Source organism: Enterobacter sp. RIT418 (genome assembly GCF_003057745.1).
Lineage (GTDB): Bacteria > Pseudomonadota > Gammaproteobacteria > Enterobacterales > Enterobacteriaceae > Enterobacter.
Genome location: NZ_QBJD02000001.1, coordinates 138,305 through 155,096 on the forward strand (window position 1 = coordinate 138,305; position 16,792 = coordinate 155,096).

Sequence of the window (16,792 nt, forward strand, 5' to 3'; positions counted from 1 at the left end):
CCTGTTTTTTTTCGGGAGGCCATCATGCAAACCCTCATACTCCTTGCCGCACTGTCCAGCCAAATCACCTTCAAAACCTCACGGGACGGTGCAATGACAACCGTCATTCCTCAGGTGACGTTAACGCAGCCCTGCCAGTGTCAGGTGCAGATGCGCTTTGTGCGGAAAGGGCAGGGGGGCGAAAGTACCTCCGTGCAGCGAAATAATTTAAGTATCCCCGCCAATCGGCCGATAGATCTCTCACGACTCAGCGTCAATATTGAACCCACGGATTCGGTGACACTTATTGTTACCGTTTCTGACGGGCAGTCGCTGAATTTAACACAGCAATGGCCGCCCTCCGAGTGATGGTCATATAAATATACATAAAATCAATATGTTGAAAGGGATGGCGGTCTTCGGAAGTTGTTACTATGCTCAAACTAGCGGCACATAAAACCGCGCTGGATCAGAGTGACGTATAGGCTTCACACAGGAAGGCTTCCCCCCTCAAGGATGAATGACTCATTGAGGAGATTATTATGGCTACGTCCTTTTCACGATTCCTTTCAGGCTTTACCTTACTCTGTTCCCTGTCGTTAACGCCTGCCATGGCTGCCTCCGAGGCGCAGGGCGGCGTTATCCATTTTCGCGGAATGATCGTCGAAGATCCGTGTGTCATTACCTCTCAGCACCAGCAATTTGATTTAACCTGTCCTCACAACGGACGTATGCAAACGCAGACGATCAACTATCGCGATGTGCTGAACGGCCATCAGTCACCCTCCAGCGCGGTGGAGGTCAGTATGAAATATCTCGACCAGCAGAAAAAATTAGCTGTCGTTCTCGTGAATTATCGCTAAGGTTCGTACCTTCGCCCGTGGCGGGGGACGTTTCAAATCCTTTTTCAATGAAATCCCTCTGCTATACACTGATCTATCAGGTGGGTAGTAGGGGGAGATATGAAACCTAAAATAGACATTGTCCGCGGCGACATCACCACGTTCGCGGGTGACGTGATTGTGAACGCAGCCAACCCTTCGCTGATGGGCGGGGGCGGCGTTGACGGCGCCATTCATCGTGCGGCCGGCCCACAGCTACTCGAAGCGTGTAAAACAGTGCGTCAGCAGCAGGGCGAATGCGCGCCCGGCCACGCGGTGATCACGATTGCCGGCGATCTTCCGGCAAAAGCGGTCATTCATACCGTCGGGCCCGTATGGCACGGCGGGGAGCGCGATGAAGCGCGAACGCTGGAAGATGCTTACCGCAACTGCCTGCGCCTTGCTGCCGATAACGGCTATAAATCGATGGCGTTTCCGGCTATTAGCACCGGCGTGTATGGCTATCCCAAAGCGGCGGCAGCGGCCATCGCGGTAGATACCGTTTACCGCTATCTTTCCCTAAAGCCGATGCCGGAAGAGGTGACCTTCGTTTGCTTCGATGAAGAAACGGCGCAGCTCTATCAGCAGCGCCTGCGGGAGCGAGAGACGGAGTTTGATGTTTGATTTTAAAAAAGGCGCCCGCAGGCGCCTTTTTTTAACTCGCTTTTACCTGCGGTTTCCCTGAGAAGAGGAAACGCAGCAAAGGAATTCTGAGATGGATTTCGTATAGCACCAGCGCCAGCCCAATGACGAACACCAGCCCGGTAAAGAACCCCAGCGTGTTGGACGCAATATGCGGCGTGATGTAAGCCCCAAAAAACAGCGTCAGGGGATGGTGTACGAGGTAGATAAACAGCGACGCATTGACGAAGTAGGTCACGCGTGCGGACTTGAAGTTCAGCAGACGGTGGCCCAGCGCGAACACCACGTTGACCATCCACAGGCCAAGCAGCATCGTTATCACGCTCTCGGTTTCATACATCCAGGCATCGCCGCTGCCGTATTTCTGATTAAGCAGATAGGCCGCAAACGCGACGGCTGCACCCACGGCACAGCCGCGTGAAGGAGTGGTAAAGAGCGATTTAAGCTGCGGATAGACAAACGCCAGCGCGCCGATCGTGAAGAAAGGGATATAGAACAGGGTTTGCATGACCACAAAGTTGAACAGCCCGTCGCTCAGTATCGGCGGATAGACGACAAACAAGGTTCGTCTGATTGCCGCGTAAACGATGCCGAATACCAAAAACAACAGCGACAGTTTGCCTAACGTGACAGTGGCGAAGAAACTGTTGGAGCTCTCGCTCAGGTGGCGGCGCAGGCGGCTGAATATCACCAGGCTCACCGTCGTCAGCACGACCAGCACCAGCAGGAACCACAGGTGAGAGATCAGCTCCCAGGCCAGCGTATTGTATTTTTCATAAAGCGACAGGTTCGGCCAGTTTTCCGCTTTTCCTTTTACATACTGCAGCATGATGAACTGGGGCAGCGTCAGCAGCGGGATCGCCGTCAGCATTGGAATGCCGACGCGCTCGACGCGCACCTTCCACCACTTCTTCATGGGATAGCGCAAAAACAGCATGTAGGAAAAGTAGCCGGAAATGACAAAAAACACCTGCATGCGGAAGGCGTGGATAAAGTCATTAAACAGCGTGAGCCACCAGGAGGGCATCGCGCTATTCACGTGCCAGGTGTGGCTGGAATAAATCAGTGAAATATGAAAGGGGATCCCCAGCAGCATTAGCCATGCGCGGATCGAATCAAGAAAATATTCACGTTGTACAGGGGTTGTGGTCATATAACTTTGCGCATTCTCAGACTTTTCGTCTTATCCCTAAGACTCATAATGGTTACATTCGGAGCCAACCCTACACCAAGACCGACACCCTGTCTCCAGGATAAGCACGCAAAGTGAAAAGCGGGTTCTTTCATTTGCTTAATCCCTGAGCCAGCGAGATGAACAAAGCAGTGATAATGTTGTCGGATTGCCTGAGTTTCCATTAAAATGGATCGGATCGATATAAGCACACAAAGGGGGAAGTGCTTACTTATTATGAAACATAAACCACAAATGATGAAAATGCGTTGGTTGGGTGCTGCAGTGTTGTTATCCCTGTATGCCTCATCAGCTTGGTCCTTCAGTATCGATGACGTCGCAAAACAGGCGAAGTCGATGGCAGGTAAGAGCTACGAAGCGCCAAAAAGTAACTTGCCCTCCGTTTTCCGCGACATGAAATATGCGGATTATCAGCAGATCCAGTTTAATCACGACAAAGCTTACTGGAACAATATTAAGACCCCGTTCAAACTTGAGTTTTACCATCAAGGGATGTACTTCGATACCCCGGTCGCTATCAATGAAGTGACGGCCACCGCGGTGCGTAAAATTAAGTACAACCCGGACTATTTCAACTTTGGCGATGTCCAGCACGACAAAGACACGGTTAAAGACCTCGGCTTCGCAGGCTTTAAGGTGCTTTACCCTATCAACAGCAAAGATAAAAACGACGAAATCGTCAGCATGCTCGGTGCCAGCTACTTCCGCGTGATCGGCGCGGGGCAGGTGTACGGGCTTTCTGCGCGTGGTCTCGCCATTGATACCGCGCTGCCATCAGGTGAAGAGTTCCCTCGTTTCCGCGAGTTCTGGATTGAGCGTCCAAAACCAACGGATAAACGTCTGACCATTTACGCACTGCTGGACTCCCCGCGTGCGACGGGCGCCTATCGCTTCGTCGTGATGCCTGGCCGCGACACGGTGGTAGACGTGCAGTCTAAGGTTTACCTGCGCGATAAGGTGGGCAAACTGGGCGTTGCGCCGTTGACCAGTATGTTCCTGTTCGGGCCGAACCAGCCTTCTCCGGCAACCAACTTCCGCCCGGAACTGCATGATTCTAACGGTCTCTCCATTCATGCCGGCAACGGTGAGTGGATCTGGCGTCCGCTGAATAACCCGAAACATTTGGCCGTCAGCAGCTACGCGATGGAAAACCCGCAGGGCTTCGGCCTGCTGCAGCGCGGCCGCCAGTTCTCACGCTTTGAGGATCTGGACGATCGTTACGATCTGCGCCCTGGCGCGTGGGTTACGCCAAAAGGTGACTGGGGCAAAGGCAAGGTAGAGCTGGTTGAGATCCCAACCAACGATGAAACGAACGACAACATCGTTGCCTACTGGACGCCGGACCAGCTTCCGGAAGCCGGTAAAGAGATGAACTTTAAGTACACCATCACCTTCACCCGTGACGAAGACAAGCTGCATGCCCCGGACAATGCGTATGTGATGCAAACGCGCCGTTCCACCGGTGATGTGAAGCAATCTAATCTTATTCGCCAGCCGGATGGGACGATTGCGTTCGTGGTGGACTTCACCGGCCAGGATATGAAAAAACTGGCTCCGGATACCGCCGTCGCTGCGCAGGCCAGCATTGGTGACAATGGTGAAATTGTTGAAAACAGCGTGCGTTACAATCCAGTAACCAAAGGGTGGCGTTTAACCCTGCGCGTGAAAGTGAAAGATCCGAAACAGACCACAGAGATGCGCGCTGCGCTGGTCAGTAACGATCAGCCGCTGAGTGAAACCTGGAGCTATCAGCTACCTGCCAATGAATAATACATCTGAATATATTGATGCCCTGCCGCTGACGGATATTGAAAAAGCGGCGCTGCCTAAGAGCGATATCCGCGCGGTGCATACCGCGCTGGATGGTGAACATCATCAGTTTACTCGCGATGATGATACGCCGCTCGGGTCAGTGAAGCGTCGTCTGGAGCGTACGTGGCCAGACTCGCTGGGCGAGGGGCAACTGATTAAGGACGATGAAGGGCGTGACCAGCTCCAGGCGATGCCGAAAGCGACGCGTTCTTCCATGTTCCCCGACCCGTGGCGCACCAACCCGGTGGGTCGTTTCTGGGATCGCCTGCGCGGGCGTGACGTTACGCCGCGCTATCTGTCGCGGCTGACGAAAGAAGAGCAAGCCTCTGAACAGAAATGGCGTACCGTGGGCACGATTCGCCGCTACACGCTGCTGCTGCTCACGCTGGCGCAGACGGTGGTGGCGACGTGGTACATGAAGACCATTTTACCGTATCAGGGCTGGGCGCTGATCAATCCTGCCGATATGGTCGGCCAGGATATCTGGGTCTCCTTCATGCAGCTGCTGCCGTATATTCTGCAAAGCGGCATCCTTCTGCTGTTTGCCGTCCTTTTCTGCTGGGTTTCCGCCGGTTTCTGGACCGCGCTGATGGGCTTCCTGCAGCTGCTGATGGGGCGTGACAAATACAGCATTTCAGCGTCGACGGTCGGAGATGAACCTCTGAATCCTGAGCACCGCACCGCGCTGATTATGCCTATCTGTAACGAAGACGTTGACCGCGTGTTTGCGGGGCTGCGCGCAACCTGGGAGTCCGTTAAGGCGACCGGTAACGCGGAGCATTTCGATGTCTATATCCTGAGCGACAGCTACAACCCGGATATCTGCGTGGCCGAACAAAAGGCCTGGATGGAGCTGATTGCAGAAGTGCAGGGCGAAGGGCAGATTTTCTACCGCCGTCGTCGCCGTCGCGTGAAGCGTAAAAGCGGTAACATTGATGACTTCTGCCGTCGCTGGGGTAACCAGTACAGCTACATGGTAGTGCTGGACGCTGACTCGGTGATGAGCGGCGAGTGCTTATCTGGCCTCGTGCGCCTGATGGAAGCCAACCCGAACGCCGGTATTATCCAGTCTTCGCCAAAAGCATCCGGTATGGACACGCTCTACGCGCGCTGCCAGCAGTTCGCGACGCGCGTCTACGGGCCGCTGTTTACCGCAGGTCTGCACTTCTGGCAGCTGGGTGAATCCCACTACTGGGGCCACAACGCCATTATCCGCGTAAAACCGTTTATTGAGCACTGTGCGCTCGCGCCGCTGCCGGGTGAAGGCTCTTTTGCCGGGTCTATTCTGTCGCATGACTTCGTGGAAGCTGCGCTGATGCGTCGCGCAGGGTGGGGCGTCTGGATTGCCTACGACCTGCCTGGCTCTTATGAAGAGCTGCCGCCGAACCTGCTCGACGAGCTCAAGCGCGACCGCCGCTGGTGTCACGGTAACCTGATGAACTTCCGCCTGTTCCTGGTGAAAGGGATGCACCCGGTGCACCGCGCGGTGTTCCTGACGGGCGTGATGTCCTATCTCTCCGCGCCGCTGTGGTTTATGTTCCTCGCGCTTTCTACGGCGCTACAGGTTGTGCACGCCCTCACGGAACCGCAATACTTCCTGCAGCCGCGCCAGCTGTTCCCGGTGTGGCCGCAGTGGCGTCCCGAGCTGGCGATTGCGCTATTTGCCTCAACCATGGTGCTGCTGTTCCTGCCGAAGCTGCTCAGCATCATCCTGATCTGGTGCAAAGGCTCGAAAGAGTACGGCGGGTTCTGCCGCGTCACGCTCTCGCTGCTGCTTGAAGTGCTCTTCTCGGTGCTGCTGGCTCCGGTGCGCATGCTGTTCCACACCGTGTTTGTGGTCAGCGCATTCCTGGGCTGGGAAGTGGTCTGGAACTCGCCGCAGCGTGACGATGACTCCACGCCGTGGAGTGAAGCCTTCATGCGTCACGGCTCTCAGCTGCTGCTGGGTCTGGTATGGGCCGCCGGTATGGCGTGGCTGGATCTGCGCTTCCTGTTCTGGCTGGCGCCGATCGTCTTCTCCCTGATCCTGTCGCCGTTTGTGTCCGTTATCTCAAGCCGCTCAACGGTTGGGCTGCGCACCAAGCGCTGGAAGCTGTTCCTGATCCCGGAAGAGTATTCTCCGCCGAAGGTGCTTGTGGATACCGACACGTATCTTGAGATGAACCGCAGCCGCTCGCTGGATGATGGCTTTATGCACGCCGTGTTTAACCCGTCATTCAACGCGCTGGCAACGGCCATGGCTACGGCGCGTCACCGCGCGAGCCAGGTGCTGGAGATCGCCCGCGATCGCCACGTTGAGCAGGCGCTGAACGAAACGCCGGAGAAGCTGAACCGCGACCGCCGTCTGGTCCTGCTGAGCGATCCGGTAACAATGGCGCGCCTTCACTACCGCGTATGGTCCGCGCCGGAGAAATACTCTTCGTGGGTGAATTACTACAAAGACGTGAAGCTTAATCCGCTCGCACTGAAGGCGAAGTAAGCTGTTAAATAGGGCGAGTAAGCAAAGCGCCATCCGCCAAATAAAATACCGGCTGTGAAGCCGGTATTTTTTTAGAGGTACGAAATGAGAATAATCATCGTTGTCCTGATGGCCTGCCTGCTCAGCGGCTGCGGCAGCATCATTAGCCGGACCATCCCCGGGCAAGGCCACGGCAATCAATACTACCCGGGCGTGAAATGGGACGTTCGCGATTCAAAATGGCGCTATTTAACGGTGCTCGATCTGCCGTTTTCGCTGATATTCGACACGCTATTGCTGCCCATTGACGCCAGCCATGGTCCTTACGAGTAATAACACTTAACGCTCGTCCCACTCATCCGCAGCGGTTTGACCTTCTTCAGTATCCAGCGGCGGTTCGAGCTGAAACTCACCCTCATCCCATTCGTGGAGAGTATTTTCTTCAAGCCACTCCTGGCGCAATTCAATTTCATCATAATCGCCGTCAAATACGGCCTGCGCACCTTCACCGCTCTGTATCGGCAGGCATTCTCCGTCCTCGCCTTCGTCAGCGAAAAATTCGGCCTGCCACATAATATCGCCGTCCTGCAGAACGTATTTTTGAATATTGAGCTGCTGCACGTTGGCGTCTTCTTCCTCTACGCCAGGATTATCGGCAAGGAACTCCTCACGAGCGGCATCAATTGCTTCTTCCAGCGTGGCGTACATGGTCATTGGTGTCTCCCTGTTTTTCCAGAAGGTATTCAGGGAAAGAATAGCTGATTATCCGGTTTTGCAAGTATGAATGCGAAAATAAGCCGTCAGGCGTTTGTCCTGTTTGGCGCAGACCTGGAGACCCGGGTTAAGGTTAGCCAGGAGTACAAGGCGTTGAACAGCACCACCCCGGCCGTCACGATGAAGACGGTGCGGAAACCGAAGCTGGCGGATACGCTAGCCCCCAGCAGCGGGCCGGTGACGTTGCCGATATCGCGGAAGGATTGGTTATAGCTGAAAATTCGCCCGGCAATTTGATTGGTGGAGTTGTACACCAGCAGGGTCTGCACCGCGGGGAGCAGCGCGCCGTCGGCCGCCCCCAGCAGAAAGCGCAGCACGCCAAGCTGCCACGGCGTTTGCACCATCGACATGGGGATCAGCAGCATAACGGAGATCGCCAGCGCGCAGATTAAGATCTTTTCAGGGCCAATGCGATCGCCCAGCTTCCCAAGGCGCGGCGCGCTCAACAGCGCCGCTACGCCCGGAACGGAGGCAATCATCCCGCTGATGAAGGCGATATTGCTGACGTTGCCCGCCAAATCGCGGACGTAAAGCGTGAGGATCGGCGCGATTGAACCGGTCGCGACCTGGATAATGAGCGTGGTCACGAACAGGCTTAACACCAGTTTTGGGTTTTTCAGCGACGCCAGCACCTCCCGCGCATGCAGCATCTCTTTTTTGGCAACGGGCGTGAAATTCTCGCGGATGCACAGCAGGGTGACGATGAAGCACAGAAACAGCACGCTGGCGGTAATGAAAAAGACCGGACGCAGGCCGTAGCTGTCAGCCAGCAGTCCCCCCGCCAGCGGGCCCAGCAGCGCGCCGCTCACCGCCCCCGTGGAAAGCGTACCCAGCGCCCAGCCGCTTTTATGGCGGGGGATCTGGGTGGCGATAAGCGCGTTGGCGTTAGGGATAAAGCCGCCGAGCAGGCCCAGCAGCGCGCGCAGAATCAGAAACTGCCAGACGTTCTGCGCCAGCCCCATCAGCACCATGATAATCGACATGCCCAGCGCCGAGCGCAGCAGCATGATTTTACGTCCTTTGCGGTCGGCCAGGCTTCCCCAGAAGGGTGACGCGATGGCGGAGAAAAGGAAGGTGATGCTGAAGACCAGGCCGGACCACATGTTCAGCTCGCTGTGGCCCGTTACGCCAAGCTGCTCAACGTATAGCGGCAGGAAGGGCATCACCAGGCTAAACGCCGCGCCGGTGAGAAAACAGCCGAGCCAGGCAACGGTGAGATTGCGTTTCCAGTTTATGGGGGCATCTGAGGGTGACATAACTATCCGCATAAGAGGTGCAGAGCACCATGATGAGAGAAGTAATAAGCCTGCTAATTATGCGCCTGGGTTATGAATGCCGCAATCATGGGGAGCTTTTAAAGCTAAAACAGCGTGCGGCCTGCGCGGCCGCACGGGGGATCAGTAGCGAGAAGGGACGCCCTCAGGGCGGGTTTTGAAGCGGCGGTGCAACCACATATACTGTTCAGGAGCGAGCATAATGCATTGTTCCACAATGCCGTTCATCCACCGGGCGGTGGTTTCAGCATCGTCCAGCGGCGGCGACATCTCCGGCTCCAGCATAATCAGCTGATAGCCGGAACCGTCCGGCTTGCGGCGCGGAACGAAGGGAACGATGGCCGCTTTGGACATGCGCGCGAGCATCCACGTTCCGGAGGTGGTCGCAGCGTCTTCGACGGCGAAAAACGGCACAAACACGCTGGCCTGCGGGCCGTAATCGTGGTCAGGGGCATACCAGACCACCTCACCCGCTTTCAGGGCGCGGATCATGCCCTTCAGATCCTTTCGGTCGATCATGCTTTTATTCGAGCGCATGCGGCCGTTGGTCTGCACCAGGTCGATAACCGGGTTGTCGTTAGGACGGTAAACGCCAATACCGGGAGCCTGCATGCCGAACATGCGGGCGCCAATTTCAAGCGTCAGAAAATGCACGCCGATCAGCAGAACGCCGGTTTGGTTCGCCTGGAGGGTATGCACGGGCGCCATGCCCGTGCCGGCGACTTCCGTCCAGCGCGCCATGCGCTTATCGGTCCAGAACCAGGCCATTCCCGTCTCCATCAGCCCCATGCCAACGGACTCAAAATTCTTTACCACCGTGTCGTGGCGCTCCGCTGCGCTCATCTGCGGGAAGCAAAGCTCAAGGTTGCGATACGCAATGCGCGCGCGGCGTTTCATGAACGGCCGGGCAATACGACCCAAAGCTTTACCCAGGCGAAAAATGACGGGATAGGGGAGTTGTACAATAAGCCATAATAAGCCAATGCCAATCCAGGTCATCCAGTAGCGAGGGTGCAAAAGGGCGGCAGTAAATTTGGGTAACTGGGTCATGTCTTTCCTGTGTTCTAACGTCCTGATTAGCTATTGTCTCATTTTTTGGGGCATAGCCAAAATGTCTGTCCTCGAAAGGTGTGCAAATGCCGCAAATGTTAATCCTGATTAATCAGGCTGATGAAATGTAGCGTAAATTGTGTGGATGTAAATTGTTATTGTTTGCTATATGATGCCGACCGTTTTTCCTTTCTCACCAACGATTGCAGGACTTGTACACCATGCCAGTGTTACACAACCGCGTATCGAATGAGATGCTAAAGGCGCGCATGTTGGCGGAAACCGAGCCGCGCACCACCATCTCATTCTATAAGTATTTCACCATCAATGACCCCCAGGCCACCCGCGATGCGCTTTACCAGGCCTTCACGACGCTGAACGTGTTTGGCCGCGTCTATCTGGCGCGCGAAGGCATCAATGCGCAGATCAGCGTGCCTGAAAGTAAAGTAGAGGCTTTCCGCGATCTCTTATACGGCTTCGATCCGGCGCTCAGGGATTTGCGCCTGAATATTGCCCTCGATGACGACGGTAAATCCTTCTGGGTGCTGCGCATGAAGGTGCGCGAGCGTATTGTTGCCGACGGTATTGACGATCCGAGCTTCAATGCGGGCGACGTGGGCGAATACCTCAAGGCCGCAGAGGTTAACGCAATGCTCGACGATCCCGATGCGGTATTCATCGATATGCGTAACCACTACGAATACGAGGTGGGGCATTTTGAGAACGCGATGGAAATTCCTGCGGATACCTTCCGCGAGCAGCTTCCGAAAGCGGTCGAGATGATGCAGGAGCACAAAGATAAAAAAATCGTTATGTACTGTACGGGCGGGATCCGCTGCGAAAAAGCCAGCGCATGGATGAAGCACAACGGCTTTAACAAAGTCTGGCACATCGAGGGTGGGATCATAGAGTACGCCCGCCGCGCCCGCGAGCAGGGGCTGCCGGTGCGTTTTATCGGCAAGAACTTTGTCTTTGACGAACGGATGGGCGAGCGTATTTCCAACGACGTTATTGCGCAGTGTCACCAGTGCGGCGCGCCGTGCGACACGCACACCAACTGCAAAAACGACGGCTGTCATCTGCTGTTTATTCAGTGCCCAGCCTGCGCCGAGAAATATCACGGCTGCTGCAGCGAGCTGTGCAGCGAAGAGAGTATTTTGCCGGAAGAAGAGCAGCGTCGCCGTCGCGCCGGGCGTGAAAACGGGAATAAGATCTTTAATAAATCCCGAGGCCGTCTGAATACCAAGCTCGGTATTCCAGACCCCGAGTAAGCGAAGCGCCCGGCTGCTTATCGCTGCCGGGCGTTATTATTATGACTTCTGCTGAACGCCTTCCACGGAAATAATCAGCTCAACGTCCTGCGACGCGGGGCCTAAATCCGTCGTGATGTTGTAATCTTTCAGGTGAATTTTGCCGGAAGCCTCAAAGCCTGCGCGTTTGCCTCCCCACGGATCGTCACCCTGACCGATTAATTTCGCGTCAAGGGTAAGCGGCTTTGTGACGCCGTTCAGCGTCAGATTACCGGTAATATCCAGCTTATCGCCGTCCTTTTTCACCTCGGTAGAGGTAAATGTCGCCTGCGCGAATTTAGCTACGTTCAGGAATTCCGCGCTGCGTAAATGCTTATCGCGCTCGGCGTGGTTGGTATCCACGCTGGTGGTATTGATCGTGACGTTAACCTTATCGGCGGCCGGGTTTTTCTCATCGAAGGTGAATGTACCGTCGAAATCTTTAAATGTGCCGTACAGCCAGCTGTAGCCGAGGTGCTGAATGCGGAAATTGACGAAGGCGTGCTGGCCCTCTTTATCAATTTTATAATCCGCGGCTACGGCAGAACCGGTGGTGAATAACAGCGAACCTAACGCGATGGCCAGCAGGTGTTTTTTCATTTTTACGCTCCAGAGTCAATGGACGAACGGCCAAGCATGCGCTTCAGCGTGTCGTCTTTATCAATAAAATGGTGTTTAAGGGCGGCGAGGCCGTGCAGGACCGAGAGGATCACCACGCTCCAGGCAAGCCAAAGATGGACGACGCCCGCGGTGTCCGCCTGAGCACCCGCATCGGCCAGCGTGGCCGGCACGTCGAAAAGCCCGAAGACGCTAATCGGCTTGCCGTCGGCGGTGGAAATCAAATAGCCGCTGATCAAAAGGGCAAACAGCAGGGCGTACAGGGCAATGTGCGCGCCCGCCGCGCTGAGGCGCGTCAATGTGCTATAGCTTTTTAGCGGCGGAGGCGGTGGGGAAATATGGCGCCAGATAATGCGGATCGCCAGCCCCATCATGAGCAGAATACCGATGCTTTTATGCAGTTCGGGCGCCTGGTGATACCAGCCGTCATAATAGCTCAGCGTCACCATCCACAGGCCAAGCCCAAACATGGCATAAACAGCAATAGCAAATATCCAGTGCAGGCACAGGGATATTATTCCATAGCGGCTGGAAGAGTTACGCAATTGCATGTGGGTTATCGTCCTCAGAAATGTGAACAGTAAAAATGAACGGGATGAAAATATATTGCAACTGAAATAAAAGAATAATGTTATTAAATTAATTTATTTCAGTTATTTTGAATGGGATCGCAATGTCTACTTCAGAAACTTACTGCAATTAGCGGGAGAGGGATATTTGAAAATTAAAATATTACAAAGTAATGTCAATCAGTGTAAATATTAAGGTTTAATAAAAAAGAATATAAATAACGTCGATGATGGCCAGCAGGGACCATAATAAAATATAGAGCATCAGGTGCTCACGAATGTTATTGATGATAAAACCGACAACTTTACGCATGAATTTCACCATTTCAGTGAAGTAACAGGCCCCGCATTTGCGGAGCCCGGTACGTATTATCAGCCAAAACGGGACAGAGAGAACGGGCTGAGATCAAACTCAGATGCTTTGCCCACGGCAAACTGCGCGGCGATTTCGCCCAGCACTGAGGCAAACTTGAATCCGTGACCGCTAAGGCCGGTCACGATCAGCGTATTCTCATGGTCCGGCAGCGTGTCGATGATAAAGTCTTCGTCCGGCGTATTGTCATAGGTGCAGGCCGCGCCGTAGAGAAGCCCGCCCACACCCGGCAGAATGTTGCGCAGGAAAGTAAAGGCCTCTGAACCGTCCTGAGGATAGGCGCCGTACGGCTTACGCTCTTCCGGCGACGTAATGACCTGTCCGCCGTTGTGCTTGCCGATTTTCAGGGCATCTTTTTCCGACGGGAAGCCGTAGAACTGATCGCCGTTCGGCAGTTCGCCGGTAAAGGCCGGGAATTTATTCTGGCTGCTGTAGCGCCCGTCGGACTGGAACCACGAGAAGACCTTGCGCACCGGCTGGAGGGGCAGGTCCGGCAGCAGTTTCGTTATCCACGTTCCCGCGCTAATCAGCAGGCGCGATCCGGAAAACTCTCCTTCAGGCGTGGTCACGGTAACGCCGTCGGCATGATGGGCGATGCCGCTCACGGGGCAATTAAACAGCTGCGCGCAGCCCGCTTTTTCCGCTAACGCCACCCAGGTTTTGATCGCCGTTTCACAGTGCAGTACGCCCGAGTTGGCTTCGAACAGCCCGATGTAATCATCCGGAACGGTGATTTCCGGCCAGCGCTGCATGACGGCTACGGCATCCATTCGCTCAACGTCCAGCGCGAAGGCTTTCGCGCTTTGCTCGACCGTCGAGAGAAATTCGGAGTTTGCCGGGCCAAGGTTGATGACGCCTGTACGTTCAAATATGCGCTCTTCGGTCAGCGTCGCCAGCTCGTCCCACAGCGCCTGCGCGCGGAGCACCAGCGGAACGTAGCGTTCCCCTTCGCCGTAAGCGTGGCGAATGAGGCGCGTATCGCCGTGGTGGCTTCCTTCGGAATGGGGAGGGAGGTGGGCATCGATCATCAGGACCTTAAGACCCGCCCGTGTGGCGTAATAACCGGCCGCGGAGCCTACGGAACCGCTGCCAATAATGATTAAGTCATATTTCATCTGCATCTCTTCCTGTCACGCTTTGTTAGCAGAGTAATTAACATCGGCAGCGTATACAAGGGAGAAATAAATAAGGCACCCTGAGGGTGCCTGTTGAGCGACATGTAGGCATGAACTTAATGCCGTTTATACTCATTTTCCTGGTAGTCGCCAGATTCTATTTTTGCGATACCTGCTTCTAAAATAGAAATAAACTGGCGCGCGACGTCTGTTGTAAGCCACAGCGTCTGTCCAACTTCCGCTTCTTCACGGTTGAGTTGATTCGGGGTCTGGTAGTGCAAACGCAGCATCAGCGCATCGTAGCTGTCTACGGTGCTGATATCCCAGCCAACGAGCGGATGGGTCTGGATGACTTCACTATTCTTTTCCATTATAACCCCCTAATTGCGTGTTAGAAGACAACGGCTTTGAGGTTCAATGCATGTTTTTCTGAAAGCATCTTCAGTATATCAATAAATAAGGGTTATGAAGGCAAAAATAAAGACCCGGCAACACATTTTTCTGCTTTTTAGGAATTTTCAAACAATAAAACACCGTCTTGTTCACGCTTTTTAAAGAAGATGCCGAATTAATTTGAACTTTCGTAGTGCAAAAAAAAGCCGGGGCGACCCGGCAAAAAAAACACAATGAGGGAGCAAGAGTTAATCCGTGATGAACCAGTCGTCGGCGCTTTCCCAGGCCTCCTGAAGAATGTCGCTTATACGATCTTTATCTTCTTTTGCCGCACCGATAACGGAAAGATTATTAGCCGATGCGTAGCGCACCGTCACGGCACCGGCATTTTCTGGAAATGTGTTGTTAATACGACGGGATAATTCACCCGCCAGCGCATCCAGCGCGCCAGCAGGCAGAACGGTTGTTTTGGCAATGGTGACTTCAATACGCATAAATGCCCCCTGTGTAATATACTGTTTATTTATACAGGTAAATTATCGATTTGACAACAAGGGGCACTGTTTTTTAGCGTTTTACCGTCCAGGCGACCGTTTCTCCCGCCAGGAACGGGATGAGCGTGTCGTCGGTCAGCGGAATAGACGCCTCGACCTGGCTCTCTTTACGCTCCAGCTCGACGAAGGTTTCGTTGACCGGCAGGCCGTAGAAGCGCGGGCCGTTGAGGGAGCAAAACGCTTCAAAATGCTGCAGGGCATCCATCTCTTCAAACACCGTGGCATAGCTCGCCAGCGCCGTAGGGGCGTTAAAGCAGCCCGCGCAGCCGCAGCTTGCCTCTTTGCGATGGCGCGCGTGCGGCGCGGAGTCCGTACCCAAAAACGCGCGAGAGAAGCCGCTGGCAACCAGCTCGCGCAGCGCCTGCTGGTGAATGTTGCGCTTCAGAATGGGCAGGCAGTACAGGTGAGGGCGCACGCCGCCGACCAGCATATGGTTGCGGTTAAACATCAGGTGCTGAGGGGTGATGGTGGCGGCGATCAGCTCATTGCCGTCGCGCACGTATTCGGCCGCGTCTTTGGTGGTGATGTGTTCAAAGACCACCTTCAGCGCGGGAAGACGCTGGCGCAGCGGCTCCATCACGGTATCGATAAAGCGGGCTTCGCGGTCGAAGATATCAATTTCCGCGTGCGTCACTTCACCATGCACCAGCAGCGGCATCCCCAGCTTTTGCATTCTTTCCAGCACCGGCATGATGGCATCGATGCTGGTCACGCCGTGGCTGGAGTTGGTGGTGGCATTCGCCGGATAGAGCTTGGCGGCGGTAAATACGCCCTCGTTGAATCCGCGCTCAACTTCGTTTGGGTCGAGCGAATCGGTCAGGTAGCAGGTCATCAGCGGAGTAAAATCGTGCCCGGCGGGAACGGCATCCAGAATACGCTGACGATAGGCGATAGCGGCCTCGACGGTGGTGACTGGCGGGACCAGGTTTGGCATAACAATCGCGCGGCCATAATGTTCGCTGGTATACGGCACGACGGTTTTCAGCATGTCACCATCGCGCAGATGGATATGCCAGTCGTCAGGGCGGCGGATTTTAAGAACCTGGGATTGTGCAGTCATGGAAGCTCCGGCTTGAGTGGAATCAGTCATTAGGATGGCTGTTTTTGCCGGACACAAATCATAAGCGGAAACGTTTTCGTTTGCACTTGTTTCCGTAAAAAAAAGGGCGCTCGTGCGCCCCCTGGGTTAATCGGTGAAGGGAATAATGATTTCTCCCGGCTTCACCTCGATTCCCTTGGCATACTTTTTCGCCAGCGCCTCGCCCTTGCTGTTGTCCTCGCTCAGGACGTAAGCGGGCTGCTGGTTAAAGTAGTTTTGCAGCGACTGGTTGAGATAGGGCATCAGGGTCTGGAGCACCGGCTTCATTTTGTCCGGCGTCACGACGGCGTCAACCACTTCCATCTCCTGCAGATAGATCGCGCCTTTCTCTTTATTGAATACCGGCAGCGCCTTGAGCTTCAGCTTAATGTTTGCTTTCTGATTGCCGAACAGCGAGGTCATATCCAGATTCGCATCGCCGGAAAGGGTGACCTTGTTCGGCTCCTCGCGGCCAATCTGGCTGGTCAGGTTGCTAAGCACGATATGGGCGTCGGCAAGCCCCGGCACGCCGATGTCCTTCGAGAAGTTATTGCGTTTTTCAAGCGCCTGATTAATTTCCTGCTCGCTGACGGTGTACTGCGTAAGCTGGTTACATCCCACCAGCAGGCCGCTAACGACGAGCGCAGCGGCAATGACGATTTTCTTCATGGCGTTCCTCAACATAAAATCGGCGCTTCTGTCCTGTCGCGTCAGTATGTCAGCCTGAATTGGCGGAAACCA

At 54.8% G+C, this 16,792-nt stretch carries 19 protein-coding genes; 7 read left to right on the forward strand and 12 right to left on the reverse strand.

Annotation, left to right across the window (positions count from 1 at the left end; genetic code table 11):
* Positions 1-24 precede the first annotated feature (24 nt).
* The 3 genes from csgC to ymdB all read left to right on the forward strand — a co-directional run bounded on the left by csgC (position 25) and on the right by ymdB (position 1,484).
* Positions 25-348 (forward strand): curli assembly chaperone CsgC, encoded by a 324-nt coding sequence (gene csgC / locus DBY73_RS00655; protein ID WP_112009310.1) that lies wholly within the window; start codon positions 25-27, stop codon positions 346-348.
* 173 nt (positions 349-521) lie between these two features.
* Entirely contained in the window at positions 522-842 is a 321-nt protein-coding gene (locus tag DBY73_RS00660) for a type 1 fimbrial protein (protein WP_112009311.1), read from the forward strand.
* 99 nt (positions 843-941) lie between these two features.
* The gene (gene ymdB, locus DBY73_RS00665) at positions 942-1,484 is read left to right on the forward strand and encodes an O-acetyl-ADP-ribose deacetylase (protein ID WP_112009312.1); all 543 of its coding nucleotides are present in this window, start codon (positions 942-944) and stop codon (positions 1,482-1,484) included.
* 31 nt (positions 1,485-1,515) lie between these two features.
* Here ymdB and mdoC read toward each other — a convergent pair whose 3' ends face one another.
* Positions 1,516-2,655 (reverse strand): glucans biosynthesis protein MdoC, encoded by a 1,140-nt coding sequence (gene mdoC / locus DBY73_RS00670; protein ID WP_112009313.1) that lies wholly within the window; start codon positions 2,653-2,655, stop codon positions 1,516-1,518.
* A gap of 255 nt (positions 2,656-2,910) precedes the next feature.
* Here mdoC and mdoG point away from each other — a divergent pair, with 255 nt between their 5' ends.
* The 3 genes from mdoG to DBY73_RS00690 all read left to right on the forward strand — a co-directional run bounded on the left by mdoG (position 2,911) and on the right by DBY73_RS00690 (position 7,297).
* Positions 2,911-4,464, forward strand: coding sequence for a glucans biosynthesis protein MdoG (gene mdoG / locus DBY73_RS00680; RefSeq protein WP_181573184.1), 1,554 nt, complete (start codon positions 2,911-2,913; stop codon positions 4,462-4,464).
* Positions 4,457-6,985, forward strand: a complete 2,529-nt coding sequence (gene mdoH / locus DBY73_RS00685; protein WP_112009316.1) for a glucans biosynthesis glucosyltransferase MdoH — start codon at positions 4,457-4,459, stop codon at positions 6,983-6,985. Before mdoG ends, mdoH begins: the two co-directional genes overlap by 8 nt.
* Positions 6,986-7,069: 84 nt before the next feature.
* Complete coding sequence (locus DBY73_RS00690) at positions 7,070-7,297, forward strand: YceK/YidQ family lipoprotein (protein ID WP_112009317.1); 228 nt, start codon at positions 7,070-7,072, stop codon at positions 7,295-7,297.
* A gap of 6 nt (positions 7,298-7,303) precedes the next feature.
* On the opposite strand, the gene DBY73_RS00695 is transcribed toward DBY73_RS00690, so the two are convergent.
* From DBY73_RS00695 to DBY73_RS00705, 3 genes are all read right to left on the reverse strand, one after another.
* Complete coding sequence (locus DBY73_RS00695) at positions 7,304-7,678, reverse strand: MysB family protein (protein WP_112009318.1); 375 nt, start codon at positions 7,676-7,678, stop codon at positions 7,304-7,306.
* 86 nt (positions 7,679-7,764) lie between these two features.
* The gene (gene mdtG / locus DBY73_RS00700) at positions 7,765-8,994 is read right to left on the reverse strand and encodes a multidrug efflux MFS transporter MdtG (protein ID WP_112009319.1); all 1,230 of its coding nucleotides are present in this window, start codon (positions 8,992-8,994) and stop codon (positions 7,765-7,767) included.
* 141 nt (positions 8,995-9,135) lie between these two features.
* A complete protein-coding gene (locus DBY73_RS00705; RefSeq protein WP_112009320.1) occupies positions 9,136-10,062 on the reverse strand; it encodes a Kdo(2)-lipid IV(A) acyltransferase in 927 nt (308 codons plus the stop codon).
* A 221-nt stretch (positions 10,063-10,283) separates the two neighbouring features.
* On the opposite strand from DBY73_RS00705, the gene DBY73_RS00710 reads away from it, so the two are divergent.
* The gene (locus DBY73_RS00710) at positions 10,284-11,333 is read left to right on the forward strand and encodes a rhodanese-related sulfurtransferase (protein ID WP_112009321.1); all 1,050 of its coding nucleotides are present in this window, start codon (positions 10,284-10,286) and stop codon (positions 11,331-11,333) included.
* Between the two features lie 39 nt (positions 11,334-11,372).
* Here the strand turns inward: DBY73_RS00710 and DBY73_RS00715 are convergent, their stop codons facing one another.
* From DBY73_RS00715 to DBY73_RS00750, 8 genes are all read right to left on the reverse strand, one after another.
* Positions 11,373-11,951: a YceI family protein gene (locus DBY73_RS00715; protein ID WP_112009322.1), complete on the reverse strand. Its 579-nt coding sequence runs from the start codon at positions 11,949-11,951 to the stop codon at positions 11,373-11,375.
* Positions 11,952-11,953: 2 nt separating this feature from the next.
* Entirely contained in the window at positions 11,954-12,520 is a 567-nt protein-coding gene (locus DBY73_RS00720; protein WP_112009323.1) for a cytochrome b, read from the reverse strand.
* A 217-nt stretch (positions 12,521-12,737) separates the two neighbouring features.
* Positions 12,738-12,851 carry a DUF2770 family protein gene (locus tag DBY73_RS00725; protein ID WP_112009602.1) on the reverse strand — a complete coding sequence of 38 codons (114 nt, stop codon included), beginning with the start codon at positions 12,849-12,851 and terminating at the stop codon, positions 12,738-12,740.
* 59 nt (positions 12,852-12,910) lie between these two features.
* The gene (solA, locus tag DBY73_RS00730; RefSeq protein ID WP_112009603.1) at positions 12,911-14,026 is read right to left on the reverse strand and encodes an N-methyl-L-tryptophan oxidase; all 1,116 of its coding nucleotides are present in this window, start codon (positions 14,024-14,026) and stop codon (positions 12,911-12,913) included.
* Positions 14,027-14,142: 116 nt separating this feature from the next.
* The gene (gene bssS / locus DBY73_RS00735) at positions 14,143-14,397 is read right to left on the reverse strand and encodes a biofilm formation regulator BssS (RefSeq protein ID WP_008500827.1); all 255 of its coding nucleotides are present in this window, start codon (positions 14,395-14,397) and stop codon (positions 14,143-14,145) included.
* Between the two features lie 270 nt (positions 14,398-14,667).
* Positions 14,668-14,913: a DNA damage-inducible protein I gene (gene dinI / locus DBY73_RS00740; RefSeq protein WP_112009324.1), complete on the reverse strand. Its 246-nt coding sequence runs from the start codon at positions 14,911-14,913 to the stop codon at positions 14,668-14,670.
* A gap of 73 nt (positions 14,914-14,986) precedes the next feature.
* Positions 14,987-16,033, reverse strand: coding sequence for a dihydroorotase (gene pyrC, locus DBY73_RS00745; RefSeq protein WP_112009325.1), 1,047 nt, complete (start codon positions 16,031-16,033; stop codon positions 14,987-14,989).
* Between the two features lie 126 nt (positions 16,034-16,159).
* A complete protein-coding gene (locus DBY73_RS00750) occupies positions 16,160-16,720 on the reverse strand; it encodes a lipoprotein (protein ID WP_112009326.1) in 561 nt (186 codons plus the stop codon).
* Between the last annotated feature and the right edge of the window lie 72 nt (positions 16,721-16,792).

Coding starts and splice junctions, on each gene's coding strand:
- csgC (WP_112009310.1), top strand. CDS start 25: ATGCAAACCCTCATACTCCTTGCCGCACTGTCCAGCCAAATCACCTTC.
- DBY73_RS00725 (WP_112009602.1), bottom strand. CDS start 12,851: ATGCGTAAAGTTGTCGGTTTTATCATCAATAACATTCGTGAGCACCTG.
- DBY73_RS00710 (WP_112009321.1), top strand. CDS start 10,284: ATGCCAGTGTTACACAACCGCGTATCGAATGAGATGCTAAAGGCGCGC.
- mdoG (WP_181573184.1), top strand. CDS start 2,911: ATGAAACATAAACCACAAATGATGAAAATGCGTTGGTTGGGTGCTGCA.
- mdtG (WP_112009319.1), bottom strand. CDS start 8,994: ATGTCACCCTCAGATGCCCCCATAAACTGGAAACGCAATCTCACCGTT.
- ymdB (WP_112009312.1), top strand. CDS start 942: ATGAAACCTAAAATAGACATTGTCCGCGGCGACATCACCACGTTCGCG.
- bssS (WP_008500827.1), bottom strand. CDS start 14,397: ATGGAAAAGAATAGTGAAGTCATCCAGACCCATCCGCTCGTTGGCTGG.
- DBY73_RS00660 (WP_112009311.1), top strand. CDS start 522: ATGGCTACGTCCTTTTCACGATTCCTTTCAGGCTTTACCTTACTCTGT.
- mdoH (WP_112009316.1), top strand. CDS start 4,457: ATGAATAATACATCTGAATATATTGATGCCCTGCCGCTGACGGATATT.
- DBY73_RS00750 (WP_112009326.1), bottom strand. CDS start 16,720: ATGAAGAAAATCGTCATTGCCGCTGCGCTCGTCGTTAGCGGCCTGCTG.
- DBY73_RS00715 (WP_112009322.1), bottom strand. CDS start 11,951: ATGAAAAAACACCTGCTGGCCATCGCGTTAGGTTCGCTGTTATTCACC.
- DBY73_RS00695 (WP_112009318.1), bottom strand. CDS start 7,678: ATGACCATGTACGCCACGCTGGAAGAAGCAATTGATGCCGCTCGTGAG.
- solA (WP_112009603.1), bottom strand. CDS start 14,026: ATGAAATATGACTTAATCATTATTGGCAGCGGTTCCGTAGGCTCCGCG.
- DBY73_RS00720 (WP_112009323.1), bottom strand. CDS start 12,520: ATGCAATTGCGTAACTCTTCCAGCCGCTATGGAATAATATCCCTGTGC.
- DBY73_RS00690 (WP_112009317.1), top strand. CDS start 7,070: ATGAGAATAATCATCGTTGTCCTGATGGCCTGCCTGCTCAGCGGCTGC.
- mdoC (WP_112009313.1), bottom strand. CDS start 2,655: ATGACCACAACCCCTGTACAACGTGAATATTTTCTTGATTCGATCCGC.
- pyrC (WP_112009325.1), bottom strand. CDS start 16,033: ATGACTGCACAATCCCAGGTTCTTAAAATCCGCCGCCCTGACGACTGG.
- dinI (WP_112009324.1), bottom strand. CDS start 14,913: ATGCGTATTGAAGTCACCATTGCCAAAACAACCGTTCTGCCTGCTGGC.
- DBY73_RS00705 (WP_112009320.1), bottom strand. CDS start 10,062: ATGACCCAGTTACCCAAATTTACTGCCGCCCTTTTGCACCCTCGCTAC.